This window comes from Desulfosalsimonas propionicica, assembly GCF_013761005.1.
Taxonomy (GTDB): domain Bacteria; phylum Desulfobacterota; class Desulfobacteria; order Desulfobacterales; family Desulfosalsimonadaceae; genus Desulfosalsimonas; species Desulfosalsimonas propionicica.
In genome coordinates, this window is record NZ_JACDUS010000009.1 from 94,773 (window position 1) to 107,165 (window position 12,393).

Sequence of the window (12,393 nt, forward strand, 5' to 3'; positions counted from 1 at the left end):
CCTTTGACGGTTTCGTAAAAGTCAGTTTTTAGATGGTGCCATCATCCTTTAACCAGCCTGAATTATAAGGAGGTTTTCTCATGGACAAAATTCTCCGCATCCAGATGGGTCCGGACCATCCCCCCAAAGCTGTCACAGAACCCATCGGCGATTACGCCGGTTCCGGCGGCCGGGGCATGACATCGGCCGTGGTGGCCAAAGAAGTCCCGCCCCTGTGCCATCCCCTGGGCGCTGAAAACAAGCTGGTCATTGCTCCCGGCCTGCTCAGCGGAAGCGCTGCCGCCATGTCCGGCCGGATTTCCGTTGGGTGCAAAAGCCCGCTGACCGGCGGCATCAAGGAGGCCAATTCCGGCGGCCAGGCCGCCCAGGTGCTGGGCCGGCTCGGATATGCGGCCATTGTCCTGGAGGGAAAACCCGCAGAGGACAAACTCTATAAGCTTGTGGTCAACAAAGACGGCGTGGAAATCCTGCCGGCAGATGATCTGAAAATGCTCGGCAATTACGATGCTGTGGAAAAACTCACCGCAGAGTACGGCGACAAGATCTGCTGTCTTTCCATCGGCCAGGCAGGCGAGATGAAGCTGGGGGCCGCCACAGTGGCGTGCACGGACATGGAACTGCGTCCCTCCCGGCATGCCGGCCGCGGCGGGGTCGGCGCGGTGATGGGCAGCAAGGGGATCAAGGCTATCGTACTGGATGACTCGGGCCTGTCCATGCGTTCGCCTATGGATTCAGACAAGTTCAAGGAAGCCAACAAGGCTTTTGTGGCCGGCTTAAAGAAGCATCCGGTCACGGGCCAGGGCCTGCCCGCTTACGGCACAAACGTGCTGACCAACGTGGTCAACGAGGCAGGGGGGTATCCCACTTATAATTTTAAAACCGGCCGGTTTGACAAGGCTGCGGCCATCAGCGGCGAAACCCAGGCAGAAACCGAAACCGCCCGGGGCGGCCAGGCCACCCACGGCTGTCACCGGGGATGCGTGATCCGCTGCTCCGGCACTTATATGGACAAAGACGGTCATTACCTGACCAAGCAGCCCGAGTATGAAACCGTGTGGGCCCACGGCGGCAACTGCGGCATTGACGACCTGGATTCCATCGCCATGCTCGACCGGCTGGACGACGATTTTGGACTCGACACCATCGAAATGGGCGCCACCATCGGCGTGGCCATGGACGCGGGCCTGGCGGAATTCGGAGATGCCGCCAAAGCCATCGAACTGGTCAAAGAAGTGGGCAAGGGCACGCCCCTGGGCCGGATCCTGGGCTCGGGCGCGGGCGTGACCGGCAAGGTCTTTGGCGTGGAACGGGTGCCTGTGGTCAAAAACCAGTCCATGCCCGCATATGACCCCCGGGCCGTTCAGGGAATGGGGGTTACCTATGCCACCTCCACCATGGGCGCAGACCACACGGCCGGATACGCTGTGACCGCCAATATCATGGGCGTGGGCGGAAGCGTGGACGCCCTGAAGCCCGAAGGCCAGATCGAGCTTTCGCGCAATCTCCAGATTGCCACCGCAGCCATTGACTCAACAGGCATGTGCCTGTTTATTGCATTTGCCATCCTGGACCAGGAGGAAACCTTTCAGGCCCTGATTGACATGATCAACGCTTTTCACGGCCTGAACTTCACAGGCGATGATGTCACGGAGATGGGCAAAAAAATCCTGAAAATGGAGCGGGACTTTAACGAGCGCGCAGGCTTTGGTCCCAAAGACGACCGGCTGCCGGCTTACTTCCGCCAGGAAGCACTGGCGCCCCACAACATCACCTTCCAGGTCAATGACGCGGATCTGGACACGATGTTTGACTTCTGATTTCAGTACCGTGTGAAAACCGACACAACACGCCCCGGACGAAAAACCACCTGTTTTCTCCGGGGCGCTTTTGTTGATAAGCCTGTAAAAAGTTTTTTTACGATTCCACCTTTGTTGAAAAAGGATCAGATTGCGCTTATGACATCCATTGCTGAGCCGTCCGTGGAAATGGCCATCATCGTGGCTCAAAGCCGACTTTCGCTTATCCGGCTTGTTTTCGGCTACGGCATCCAATTTGAGACACCGGCCGGCACGCGGGTCAGCGATTTTTTGCAGCAGGCCCTGTGCACGGATGCCGGCTACATTCAAAACCGAATCCAGACCTTGTTCATGGACGGCCGGGCCGTGGACAGCCCGGAATCCGAAGAGATTCAAAACACCTGCACCCTTGCGGTATCAGCGGCCATGCCCGGGGTGTTCGGGGCTGCCTTCCGCAAGCAGGGCACATACAGCGGCCTGCGGCGCCATTGCAGCGAAATCCGGCAAAATAAGAACAGGGTTAAACAGGGCAGAATTGTTGCCGTCACGGTCAAATGCTTCAACCAGGTGGCCGCAGACCTGGGAAATCAACTGCTGGAAACGGGCGTGGTCATGGAGATCAAGGATTTCCTGGACTTCTGGACACGCCAGGGATCCATACTTGAAAAAGACAACCCTGAGGTGCAGATCAATCACACAAAGATTCATGCCGGAGATGTGGCAGCAACCCTTAGCCAGAAAACCGGCACCATGCGCATTCAAATCCATGCCGCAGACGCACAGGGGCGGTGATAAGCAAAAAAACCGGCCGCCGGGGAATGGGGCTAACCGCCGCCCACGGGCGGAAACATGCCCACCCGGTCGCCTTCTGAAACAACCGCATCCAGGTTCTTGCGCACGCCGTTGACAAACACGAGCTTGACCTCTTTTTCGGGGACCTCAAAAGTTTTCAGTAAATCCCGGGCCGTTGTACCGGGCGAAACCGAAACAATGGTCTTTTTTTCCGCCCGGGCATCTTCGGGCAGGTATCGGGCCAGTGAGGCATACAGGTAAAAATCAACATTCATTTTCCATCCCCGCGCTGGTTAAGGGATTTTCACACAAAGGCGTTCATATGAACCCAAACAGCGACTCCCGCCTCGGCCAGACCGTGGCAGACATGGCGGAAAAAATCCATGATCCGGCAAAAAGGCCCGTGCAGGTGATTTCCGAGGCCCGGGCGCAGCAGGCGGCAGAGCTGTGTCAAACCGGTCTTGCCCGGGCTTACACGGCCGCCCTGGAAGCCGGCATCTGGCCTGTTCGCTACATGCGAAACGCAACAAGCCTTTCCACACAAGACCAGCTCAAACTGGCCGAATCCGGCATTGCCGTTATCGGGGCCGGCGGCCTGGGCGGCCATATCGCGGCCGGCGCCGCGCGCACGGGCATCGGGAAAATCACCATTGCCGATCCGGACGCATTTGCCGAATCCAACCTCAACCGCCAGGCAATGTGTTTTTCAGAAACCCTTGGCACAAACAAGGCAAAGGCCGCAAAAAAAATCCTTGCCGCAATCAACCCGGCAGTTGACGTGCGGGCTTTTACCGTGGCCATGGACCGGCAAAATGCAGGAGAGATTCTTGAGGGCGCGGACGCCGCAGCCGATGCCTTGGACAGCGTGGCCAGCCGGATGACCCTTGCCGCCGCCTGCAGGCAGGCGGGCATCCCCCTGGTGCATGCCGCCATTGCCGGGCTTGAAGGCCAGGTCATGACCGTGTTTCCCCCGGATCCCGGCATAGAAGCCCTTTACGGAAAACCGGAGCAGCAGAGCGCTTCCGCCCCGTCGCCCGAGGCCATGATGGGGGTTCCCGGGGTGACGCCGGCGCTCATGGCAACCCTTCAGGTTATGGAAATCATCAAGATTCTTCTGGGCCGGGGCCGGGTGCTGCGAAACCGGATGCTTTACGTGGATCTGGAAAACGCCGGATTTCAGGAATTTTCCTTTGACAATGATTCGGACCCGTCCTGATTGTCCATCAATTGCCTGACCCGCTTTTCAATCTCATCTCTGACCTGCCGCATCAAATCAATGGACTGGCCGGCCGGATCTGGTAAGTCCCAGTCCACATATGACACCCCGGGAATATAGGGGCACTGCTCACCGCAGCCCATGGTCACAATCATGTCCGGCCGGGTCCCGGAAACAGCATCCTCGATGGATCGCAAAGTGCGGTAAGCCATGTCAATGCCCTTTTCCGCCATGACTTCCTGCATCACGGGATTGACCCTTGGCGCCGGGGTGCTGCCGGCACTTAGCGCCTCGATGCGGTCGCCGGCCAGGTAGCGGGCAAATCCCGCTGCCATCTGGCTGCGGCAGGCGTTTTCCCGGCAGGCAAAAAGGATTTTTTTCCGGGCCAGAAGCGAATCCAGGTTTGCGGCGCAGGATTGGATGTCATCTGCCACCCCGGGATGATGGGTCAGATCGCCCGGGGCTTCGATTCTATGGTAGACAATGGAATCAGTGTAGTCCGCACCAACAGCGTCAAAAAAATACCGGGCTGTGAGCTTCATGCCGTCAAACAGGTTCTTGCCCCTGGTGGCCCCCACGGAAAGAAGGATGCCCTTTCGCCAGGGCCGGCCCGGATCTTCCAGGCTGTGGCGGTATTTTCGCGACCACAGGGCCTGGGTGCGGTCAATGACCGCCTTGATGTGTGCGGGAAAATTGTAGAAATAAACCGGCCCGGCCAGGACCACCACATCGGCCCGGCGCAGCATGGAATAAATCCGGGCGGTCATGTCATCGTCTGCAAACACGCAGATGCCTTTTTCCTCACAGTAGCCGCAGCCGATGCAAGGCTCCACCCGCAGCCGGCGGACATTAATTTTTTCGGTTTCCGCACCCTTTGCCCTGAGGTGATCGAGCAATCCGTCAATCAGAAAGTTAGTGTTGCCCTTTGCCCGGGGGCTGCCCTGAAGACCCAAAACGTACATCATTCCTCCTCTTGTGTCCGGGTAATGGCTGAAACCGCCCGCAGGGCCAATTCTGCAACAGAGACCGAATAAAGCTGCCAGTCTTCAAAAAATTCGATCACAGCCCTGTCTGAAGTCAGTGCATGAACCCGGTCAAGATTGTCCGGGCTGCCCATATTGCCGGCCGCCCAGACCCCGATGCCGCGGTGATAAGCATCATCTGAATCAAGAAACCCGGCGATATGCAGTGCTGCCCATGCGGCCATCTGCGGCCGGGCCCGCGCCAGTTCCCCCAGGCCCCAGAGCAGCCCGCGCTGAAGACCCGGGTGTTCCAAAAAATTTTGTCCGGGATCAATGTAGGAGCACAAGACACTGGCGTATTCAGCGGCCAGCAGGGAATTTCGGGCCATGGCCTCACCCATGGCCTCGGGCGCGCCCCAGCCGATGCCCCCGGACTCGTCATTTAGCATCCACATGAACCGGCGCATGATCACCCTGGCTGACTCGGGCTCTGCTTCGGCCAGATCCGCGGTGACAATGCCGGCGGCAGTAACTGCACGCCAGCGGATCAAGGCTTCTGCTTCATAAAAATGCGATATCAGAGCATTAATGGCCTGCCTGGGCCGATGGCCCCCTATGCTGGCCATGGCCTTGTCCTGCCCGGAATCGGCCAGCACCTGCCGGATTTCACGTTTCAGGGCTCTGGCGCCAGTCACGGCTAAAATACCAGTATTTCGTAATCCTGGTCCCGAAAACCGGCAAAGGAGGGATGCCCGGACATGTCATCGAGAAGCCCCAGGCCCTGTTTTTGCGCAGATGCCTGGGTGCCCATCTGTTTGGAGCAGGCCCGGCACACCCCGGCCACCAGTTTTTGGTCTATAACCTTGCGCCACATTTCGTAAGTTGCTGTTTTTTCGTTTTCCAGGCCGGGCAGCAGCTTGGTGGCCTCGCCTTCCAGGACCACCTGGACATTATATCCACGCTCATGCATATCCAGGGTATTTAACAGCACATGGGTAAAACACATGGGATCATCATTGAATACAAACAGCGCCACTTTTTTCATGATTCGTCTCCTGCGGGAGCCTGAGGGTTCCAGCGGATGCAGTCGGCCGGGCAGTGCTTGATGGCTTCATCCACGCAGTCTTTCGGATAGACCGGCTGGGGAATCACCCGCACATACCCGGCATCGGTCATTTCAAACACATCCGGGCAGAGATCCGCACACACGCCGCATTCAATGCAATCGGCCAGCTCAACGTCAGGCTCAGAGGGTTTTTGGTTATTCATTGACAGCCTGTCCGATGCGGCGGCCGAAATCCACGCACTGCGCCACGGCATCGGCATCCGGCACGTACTGGATCCGAAGGCCCTTGTCAATGATCTGCGCGCCCATGGCTTCAAGCTCGGCCTGGATGATTTTCACGGATTCGCCGCTCCAGCCGTAGGAGCCAAAGGCTGCGCCCAGGCGGTTTTTGGGTTTCAAACCCTTTACATAGGTCAACACATCGGCCACGGTGGGAAAAATATTGTTGTTTAACGTGGGCGAGCCGAACACAAAAGCCCGGGCATCGAGCAGCTCGGTCATGATCTCGCTTCTGTGGGAACTCCGGATGTGGATGGGCTTGACCGCCACGCCGGCTTCGGCGATGCCGTCGGCAATGGCTTCGGCCATGATGCGGGTGCTTTTCCACATGGTGTCATAGACCACCACCGCCTTGTTCAATGGCTCCTGTTGGCTCCAGGCAACATAGGCATTGATGATTTTGGCCGGATCCGTTCGCCAGATAATCCCATGATCGGGACAGATCATGCGGATATCCAGGCCCATTTGGGTTACCTGCTCCACCAGCTTTAAAATTTTGGGCGCATACAACAGCAGGATATTGGCAAAATACTTCTTTGCATGCGCCATGATGGCATTGCCGATCACGTCATCAAACATTTCATAGCCGGCATAGTGCTGGCCGAATGCATCGCTGGAAAAAAGAATTCCGTTGGTCTTGTCAAAGGTAAACATGCTGTCGGGCCAGTGCAGCATGCGGGTTTCAAGAAAAACCAGGCTCCGGCCGCCCAGGGAAATCTCCTCGCCGTTTTCCACTGCCCGGTAGTTCAGGTCCTGTGAAAAATGCTGGGACAGGTTCTTTTTGCCCATCTTGGAGCACAACACCGGCTTGTCTTCACCGATATAGTGCATGACCCGCGGCAGTCCCCCGGAATGGTCCATCTCGGTATGATTGCTGATCACCATATCAATTTTTTTCGGATCCACAACCTGCGAGATATTGGCCAGCAGCTGGTCGGCAAATTCCTTTTTGACAGCGTCGATGAGCACGATTTTTTCATCCACAATCAGAAAAGCATTGTAACTGGTGCCCTTTTCCGTGGAATATCCGTGAAAATCCCGGATGTTCCAGTCATGTACGCCGACATGATAAACGCCTTTTGCGATCTCCACCGGTTTCATAGCCTGTCGCCTCTCTGTTTGCTGCTTTTTGAAATTGTCGGTCTTATTTGCGTCACTGGTTCAAACCGGCACAGATTGACAATCCGCCGGGTTTACAAAAAAACAAACCGGTTTCAGGAGCTTTTCCCGGACGGGAGCGCAAAAATGCCTGAAACCGGTTTTACGGTTCTATGCCTGTTTTTCAAAATCAGCCTTGGGCGCACCGCAGACCGGGCATTCCCAGTCGTCGGGAAGATCCTCAAAACTGGTGCCCGCTGCAATGCCGTTGTCCGGATCACCCTGGGCCGGGTCATACACATATCCGCAGATGGTGCAAACATACTTGTCCATGCTCATTTCCTCCTGTTGGTTCAGCTAAAAATCATTCCAGTTTGGCCGCAACCTGGCGGCCGTAATCCTGTGCCATCTTGATGCCGCCGCCAAGGCTGCTCTTTTTGAGCATCAGCGGACCGTCAACCATGTTCATGTGAAAACGGATTATCAGCGTTTGGAACCGATCCGGTCGTCACGGCCCGAGTCCGCGCAATCCGGAGTGTAGCAGGAATTGTCCACGAATTCGCATTTTTCCTTACATGACGGACACTGTTTCGGCGGCGCATCAGCGTCAAATGTGTATCCACAGTTGCTGCACTTCCAGCTGGGCATAGTGTCACCTCCTTTGCATGGTAACGGTTATAGGGCCCTGGTCCGGCGCCGGCGGGGAAACTATTTCTTGAGCTTGGTCAGTTCCCCGCTCAGCAGGCGGATATGCCCCATTTCTTCCTTGATGATATTTTCCAGCCGGTTTTTTCCGTATTTTTCCGGCACCAGTTCCTTCATGCCCAGATAAAGCACGATGGAGTCTTTTTCCGCCTGGATGGCGGCTTTTAAAATATTTTCCATGGAAGATGTGTCAATGGGTTTTTCAAAAAACACCCGAATGTCTGCCAGGGCCTTGAGATAATTTTCCGCATCTCCCTCAGGGTCAAATACGGTTTGGGTTTTTTCCTTCTCCTTTAACTCAGCGCGCATCTGCTCAAAAAGCCGCTTGTGATCTGCTTCCATGTCCGCCAGATTGTTAAGCATTTCCTCGTTTTTGGGGTCGTCCACATCTTGTGCGGCTTTTCGGTAAAACTGCTCACCGTTGATCTCGATATCCTCGGCCAGCTTAAAAACATCATCAGCGCTGAAATCAAATGCAGCCATCACTTCCTCCGTTGTATTAAAGTTAACAAACCAGCACTTTTCACAAAAATAATGCCTATAAATTTTTTTGCCAGTCCCATGCCGGCTGACTGCTGCAGATGCCGGACAAAACGCTGCAGAGGGTTATCGCCAGTTGCCTTTCTGCATATGGGCGGCCTTTTCGGCTTCAGCCCGTTTACGGATTTTGTAGCCCGCATCCCGGATCATCCCGTAAAGAACGCCGCAGCCCGCATCCTCCCGCTCGGCATCACCATCATCGGCAAGCTCCAGCATGGCTTTGACAAGTTCCATTGTTCTTTTAATATTTTCGTTGGCCGGTTTCAATACCTGAAATCCATCATTTCTGTGAATGCTGGCATTTATTTTTGTGCTGACAGGGGTTGCTGCTGCTTTTGATTTTTTGTTGAATCATATGATGCAAACTTTACAACTTTCATGCCAAAACACTGCTGCACCGGCCGGTTTTTTGGGCAGAAAGCTGTTTGGTCCCCCTGAAAACCAATCCCAATATAAATCAATTTTTATATAAAAACAAAGTGTTATTTTTATCATGGGAGTTGCCGCAGGATGTTGTCAAGTCATGCAGACATGACCGGCAATGCACGGATTGGGTTTTCTTTCTGTCGATTTTGATGTATCAGGGCTGTATCATGGTACAAAATTGTTTCATCCAATGGCCAAAACTCATCGCCGGCACACTGATCCGCCGATACAAGCGGTTTATTGCAGACATCCGGCTGGCAACCGGTGAGACGGTAACGGCCCACTGTCCCAATTCCGGGAGCATGGCCGGCTGCAGCCAGCCCGGAAGGCCCGTTTACATCTCTGTTTCCGACAATCCCCGGCGCAAACTCAAATACACCTGGGAACTCATTGAAATGCCCGGCTCCCTAGTGGGCACAAACACCCTGGTGCCCAACCGGCTGGTGCGCAGGTGTACGGAATCCGGCGTGATCCCGGAGCTGTCGGGATATGATTCAGTGCGCGCCGAAGTGCGGGCCGGGGATCACACCCGGTTTGACCTGATGCTGGAAAGCCGCACAACCGGAAAATGCTGGGTGGAGATCAAGAACTGCACCCTGGTGGAAAACCAGACCGGGTATTTTCCGGACGCGCAAACCCAGCGCGGTCGAAATCATCTAAAAGAGCTGCAGCGCCAGGCCGCAGAAGGCCACAGGTGTGTGATGTTTTTCCTGGTACAGCGCATGGACGCCGTCAAATTTATGCCGGCCGACCACATTGACCCGGCATACGGGGAGGAATTGCGAAGGGCTGTAAAAAACGGGGTGGAAATTCTGGTCTATGACGTGTACATGGACATGGCCGGCATCGGGCTCAGAAACCGCCTGCCTTACTCGTTTTCCGGGACCGCCTCCGGATAATCCCGGATAAACCGGTACAATGTGGCGCGCCCCACTTCCAGCTGCTTTGCCGCCTTGACCTTGTTTCCCCCGGTTTTTTCCAGGGCCGCACGAACGGAATCCACATCGAGTTTTTTGTCCGGCCCCCGCCGCTTTTCAGACGATTTTGCACTGCGAAGCTCCAATGGCAGATTTGACGGCCGGATCACGCTGCCGCCGGATTTGACAATGGCAAACTGAAGCACATTCTGCAGCTGCCGGACATTGCCGGGCCAGTCATAATCGAGCATAATACCCAAAGCTTCTTCGGAGACCACCTTTGGGGGTTCATCGCCGTGCTCCCGGGCCGCATTGCGCAGGAAATGTTCAATAAGAAGCGGGATGTCATTTCGCCGCTCCCGCAGGGGGGGCAAATGAACCGGAATCACATTTAACCGGTAATACAAATCCTCCCGGAACGCCCCGGCCTGGATCTGTTTTTTCAGGTCCTTGTTTGTGGCGCTGATGATGCGCACATCCACGCTCACGGTCTTTTCGCCGCCCACCTTTTCAAATTTTCCGGTCTGCAGAAACCGCAGCAGCTTGACCTGCATGGCATTGGAAAGCTCGGCGATCTCGTCGAGAAACACCGTCCCGTTGTGCGCCAGCTCAAAACGGCCTTTTTTATCCCGTATGGCCCCGGAAAAAGCACCCTTGACATGACCGAACAACTCGCTTTCAATGAGGCCTTCGGGCAGGGCCCCGCAATTGATGGGGACAAAGGATGCCCCGGCCCGGCGGCTTTCATGGTGAATGGCCTCTGCCACCAGTTCTTTTCCCGTGCCGGTTTCCCCGGAGATGTGCACCGGGTAGTCATAAGCGGCCAGATCCCGGATCTGCTGAAAAATCTGGAGCATCTTGTAATCCCGGCCGATAATGCTGCCGAATCCGGATAATTCCCCGGCCTTGAACCGGAGCTTGAGCAGTTCGGTCAGGTCGCTCACAGAGGCCAGCACACCCACGATAACACCGGTATCATCCCGGATCGGGGAAACCGACATTTCCGCCTTGCGGCTCTGGCCGTCTTTTGTCAGGATCGTGACCGGATACTCCATGTATTCAGGCAGATCCTGGTGATTTTCCGGCTGGTTTTCATCGAAAAGGCACTTCTGGCCGCAAAACGGCTGGCCAAACGCCTCGTGGCAGTCTTTGCCCAGCACCTCATTGCGGCTGTATCCGGTGAGCCGTTCTGCCTCCTCGTTGAAAAAAAAGATCCTGCGTTTCAGATCATGGGCGATAATACCTTCCTTTAAATGATCCAGGATTCGTATGAGGTTCTGTTTTTCCGAAAGCAGCCGGGTGAGTGTGTCGTCAGACATAGTTGTTTTAAACCGTTTGATTCGCCTGGATCCATCTGTTTGCCGGCCGCAGCTGCAGCCGGCTGCAAAATTAAAAAACCCCTGCCGGGCACAAAGGCCAAAGCAGGGGAAAAATCATAGCACGTTACCGGTTCAAGTCAAGCAAATGTCTCATTTTGCGGCAATTCTGCTGGTTAAAATGCGAAGGCCAGCTGGGCGGTCACGGCATCGTTTTCATCATCATTTTCATATTCCTCATGGAAATATTCCAGGGCAACGGATGTGGAATCAAACACGTCCATGCTCATCGCACAGATGTAGCGGTCCTCTGCCAGAAACCCGCCTGCATCGTCTGTTCCCTGCCAACCCACAGCCAGGGTGGTGTCTTTTTCCGCAAAGGTGAAGCCATAGGCCAGTTCCAGGTTCCATGCGGAAATCTCTTTTATTTCCATTATGTTGCCATTGTCCGTATACTCGGTATCATCCAAGGCGGTCATGTACTCGCCGATCAGGGTCACCGGCCCGGAGGAAAAAATGGCATGGGCTGCGACCCCGCCCACATAATCATCTACTTCTTCAATGCCTTCATCGGATAAAAAGTCTGAATCAAGGATATTGTTGATATAGCCAACACCCGCATCCAGGGTGAAGTTTTCCCTCTCCATGATATATCCGGCATTGGCCCCGAAATTGTCCAAGTGACTGTCATCATTATATTTGTCCGTATCCCCGTTGAAAACGTAGGCCGATGCGTAAAAGCCGTTTTGCTTAACACCCGCCACTGCGGCCGACTCCCGGGTCTCTCCGAGTTCCAGGGTCAGGGGATCGGAAACCATGTGGGTTTCAAAATTGCCAAACGGCACGTAGAGTTTGCCGGCGGTCAGATAAAACGGACTGGCTCTGCCCGGCCTTAAAGTAATAAAACCTTCATCCAGGTCCACGGGCTCGGTGTCGTCTTCTTCCCACAAAAACACAACATGTCCGCTAACATAATCGTTGAACTGCGCATCAATGCCCAGCTCGACCGTTGCCAGGTTCAGATCGCTGGAATCTTCACCTGTGCCGTCCCGGTTGTCCCGATCTTCATACACCCCTTCGACTTCCAGCAGGCCGCTGATGGAAATCCGATCCGTCCACTGACCGGAAAAATCCCTTATTCCCACTTTTTGTTCAAGTTCGTTAATTTTCCGGGTTAACTCATAATTGGACAGCTCCTTGGCAAATACCGGCGAGCCCGTCACTATCACGCACATGCAAAAACTGAGTATCGATACAATAATCTGTTTCATTCTTTCCTT

16 protein-coding genes are annotated in these 12,393 nt (G+C 55.1%); 4 read left to right on the top strand and 12 right to left on the bottom strand.

Features of this window, described 5'->3' with window-relative positions:
- Positions 1–80: 80 nt before the first annotated feature.
- Together HNR65_RS13655 and HNR65_RS13660 are read left to right on the top strand one after the other, a co-directional pair.
- Positions 81–1,817, top strand: a complete 1,737-nt coding sequence (locus HNR65_RS13655) for an aldehyde ferredoxin oxidoreductase family protein (RefSeq protein ID WP_181552067.1) — start codon at positions 81–83, stop codon at positions 1,815–1,817.
- Between the two features lie 138 nt (positions 1,818–1,955).
- Positions 1,956–2,588 carry a hypothetical protein gene (locus HNR65_RS13660; RefSeq protein ID WP_181552068.1) on the top strand — a complete coding sequence of 211 codons (633 nt, stop codon included), beginning with the start codon at positions 1,956–1,958 and terminating at the stop codon, positions 2,586–2,588.
- A gap of 32 nt (positions 2,589–2,620) precedes the next feature.
- Here HNR65_RS13660 and HNR65_RS13665 read toward each other — a convergent pair whose 3' ends face one another.
- Entirely contained in the window at positions 2,621–2,863 is a 243-nt protein-coding gene (locus HNR65_RS13665; RefSeq protein WP_181552069.1) for a MoaD/ThiS family protein, read from the bottom strand.
- Between the two features lie 47 nt (positions 2,864–2,910).
- Here HNR65_RS13665 and HNR65_RS13670 point away from each other — a divergent pair, with 47 nt between their 5' ends.
- The gene (locus tag HNR65_RS13670; RefSeq protein ID WP_181552070.1) at positions 2,911–3,804 is read left to right on the top strand and encodes a HesA/MoeB/ThiF family protein; all 894 of its coding nucleotides are present in this window, start codon (positions 2,911–2,913) and stop codon (positions 3,802–3,804) included.
- On the opposite strand, the gene HNR65_RS13675 is transcribed toward HNR65_RS13670, so the two are convergent.
- The 9 genes from HNR65_RS13675 to HNR65_RS13715 form a co-directional block, all read right to left on the bottom strand.
- On the bottom strand, positions 3,765–4,769 hold the full coding sequence (locus HNR65_RS13675; RefSeq protein WP_232364779.1) for an arsenate reductase/protein-tyrosine-phosphatase family protein: 1,005 nt from the start codon (positions 4,767–4,769) through the stop codon (positions 3,765–3,767). The two genes, HNR65_RS13670 and HNR65_RS13675, sit on opposite strands and share 40 nt — an antisense overlap.
- Positions 4,766–5,461 (bottom strand): DVU0298 family protein, encoded by a 696-nt coding sequence (locus HNR65_RS13680; RefSeq protein WP_181552071.1) that lies wholly within the window; start codon positions 5,459–5,461, stop codon positions 4,766–4,768. The genes HNR65_RS13675 and HNR65_RS13680 overlap by 4 nt, the downstream gene beginning before the upstream one ends.
- A 2-nt stretch (positions 5,462–5,463) precedes the next feature.
- Positions 5,464–5,811: a phospholipase D-like domain-containing protein gene (locus tag HNR65_RS13685; protein WP_181552072.1), complete on the bottom strand. Its 348-nt coding sequence runs from the start codon at positions 5,809–5,811 to the stop codon at positions 5,464–5,466.
- The gene (locus tag HNR65_RS13690; protein WP_181552073.1) at positions 5,808–6,035 is read right to left on the bottom strand and encodes a ferredoxin; all 228 of its coding nucleotides are present in this window, start codon (positions 6,033–6,035) and stop codon (positions 5,808–5,810) included. The genes HNR65_RS13685 and HNR65_RS13690 overlap by 4 nt, the downstream gene beginning before the upstream one ends.
- Positions 6,028–7,212 carry an FprA family A-type flavoprotein gene (locus HNR65_RS13695; RefSeq protein WP_181552074.1) on the bottom strand — a complete coding sequence of 395 codons (1,185 nt, stop codon included), beginning with the start codon at positions 7,210–7,212 and terminating at the stop codon, positions 6,028–6,030. The genes HNR65_RS13690 and HNR65_RS13695 overlap by 8 nt, the downstream gene beginning before the upstream one ends.
- A gap of 168 nt (positions 7,213–7,380) precedes the next feature.
- Positions 7,381–7,542 (bottom strand): rubredoxin, encoded by a 162-nt coding sequence (rd, locus tag HNR65_RS13700; RefSeq protein ID WP_181552075.1) that lies wholly within the window; start codon positions 7,540–7,542, stop codon positions 7,381–7,383.
- Positions 7,543–7,692: 150 nt separating this feature from the next.
- Positions 7,693–7,857 (bottom strand): rubredoxin-like domain-containing protein, encoded by a 165-nt coding sequence (locus tag HNR65_RS13705; RefSeq protein ID WP_181552076.1) that lies wholly within the window; start codon positions 7,855–7,857, stop codon positions 7,693–7,695.
- A 60-nt stretch (positions 7,858–7,917) separates the two neighbouring features.
- On the bottom strand, positions 7,918–8,397 hold the full coding sequence (locus HNR65_RS13710) for a ferritin family protein (RefSeq protein WP_181552077.1): 480 nt from the start codon (positions 8,395–8,397) through the stop codon (positions 7,918–7,920).
- 123 nt (positions 8,398–8,520) lie between these two features.
- A complete protein-coding gene (locus HNR65_RS13715; RefSeq protein WP_181552078.1) occupies positions 8,521–8,688 on the bottom strand; it encodes a hypothetical protein in 168 nt (55 codons plus the stop codon).
- Positions 8,689–9,047: 359 nt separating this feature from the next.
- On the opposite strand from HNR65_RS13715, the gene sfsA reads away from it, so the two are divergent.
- On the top strand, positions 9,048–9,779 hold the full coding sequence (sfsA, locus tag HNR65_RS13720) for a DNA/RNA nuclease SfsA (protein WP_181552079.1): 732 nt from the start codon (positions 9,048–9,050) through the stop codon (positions 9,777–9,779).
- Here sfsA and HNR65_RS13725 read toward each other — a convergent pair.
- Positions 9,749–11,116, bottom strand: coding sequence for a sigma-54 interaction domain-containing protein (locus HNR65_RS13725; RefSeq protein ID WP_181552080.1), 1,368 nt, complete (start codon positions 11,114–11,116; stop codon positions 9,749–9,751). The two genes, sfsA and HNR65_RS13725, sit on opposite strands and share 31 nt — an antisense overlap.
- Positions 11,117–11,289: 173 nt before the next feature.
- The gene (locus tag HNR65_RS13730) at positions 11,290–12,384 is read right to left on the bottom strand and encodes an LbtU family siderophore porin (RefSeq protein ID WP_181552081.1); all 1,095 of its coding nucleotides are present in this window, start codon (positions 12,382–12,384) and stop codon (positions 11,290–11,292) included.
- Positions 12,385–12,393: the final 9 nt, after the last annotated feature.

Bases quoted from the DNA above. Each gene is read 5' to 3' on its own strand.
- HNR65_RS13655 (WP_181552067.1), top strand. From the start codon at position 81: ATGGACAAAATTCTCCGCATCCAGATGGGTCCGGACCATCCCCCCAAA.
- HNR65_RS13660 (WP_181552068.1), top strand. From the start codon at position 1,956: ATGACATCCATTGCTGAGCCGTCCGTGGAAATGGCCATCATCGTGGCT.
- HNR65_RS13665 (WP_181552069.1), bottom strand. From the start codon at position 2,863: ATGAATGTTGATTTTTACCTGTATGCCTCACTGGCCCGATACCTGCCC.
- HNR65_RS13670 (WP_181552070.1), top strand. From the start codon at position 2,911: ATGAACCCAAACAGCGACTCCCGCCTCGGCCAGACCGTGGCAGACATG.
- HNR65_RS13675 (WP_232364779.1), bottom strand. From the start codon at position 4,769: ATGATGTACGTTTTGGGTCTTCAGGGCAGCCCCCGGGCAAAGGGCAAC.
- HNR65_RS13685 (WP_181552072.1), bottom strand. From the start codon at position 5,811: ATGAAAAAAGTGGCGCTGTTTGTATTCAATGATGATCCCATGTGTTTT.
- HNR65_RS13690 (WP_181552073.1), bottom strand. From the start codon at position 6,035: ATGAATAACCAAAAACCCTCTGAGCCTGACGTTGAGCTGGCCGATTGC.
- HNR65_RS13695 (WP_181552074.1), bottom strand. From the start codon at position 7,212: ATGAAACCGGTGGAGATCGCAAAAGGCGTTTATCATGTCGGCGTACAT.
- rd (WP_181552075.1), bottom strand. From the start codon at position 7,542: ATGGACAAGTATGTTTGCACCATCTGCGGATATGTGTATGACCCGGCC.
- HNR65_RS13705 (WP_181552076.1), bottom strand. From the start codon at position 7,857: ATGCCCAGCTGGAAGTGCAGCAACTGTGGATACACATTTGACGCTGAT.
- HNR65_RS13710 (WP_181552077.1), bottom strand. From the start codon at position 8,397: ATGGCTGCATTTGATTTCAGCGCTGATGATGTTTTTAAGCTGGCCGAG.
- HNR65_RS13715 (WP_181552078.1), bottom strand. From the start codon at position 8,688: ATGGAACTTGTCAAAGCCATGCTGGAGCTTGCCGATGATGGTGATGCC.
- sfsA (WP_181552079.1), top strand. From the start codon at position 9,048: ATGGTACAAAATTGTTTCATCCAATGGCCAAAACTCATCGCCGGCACA.
- HNR65_RS13725 (WP_181552080.1), bottom strand. From the start codon at position 11,116: ATGTCTGACGACACACTCACCCGGCTGCTTTCGGAAAAACAGAACCTC.
- HNR65_RS13730 (WP_181552081.1), bottom strand. From the start codon at position 12,384: ATGAAACAGATTATTGTATCGATACTCAGTTTTTGCATGTGCGTGATA.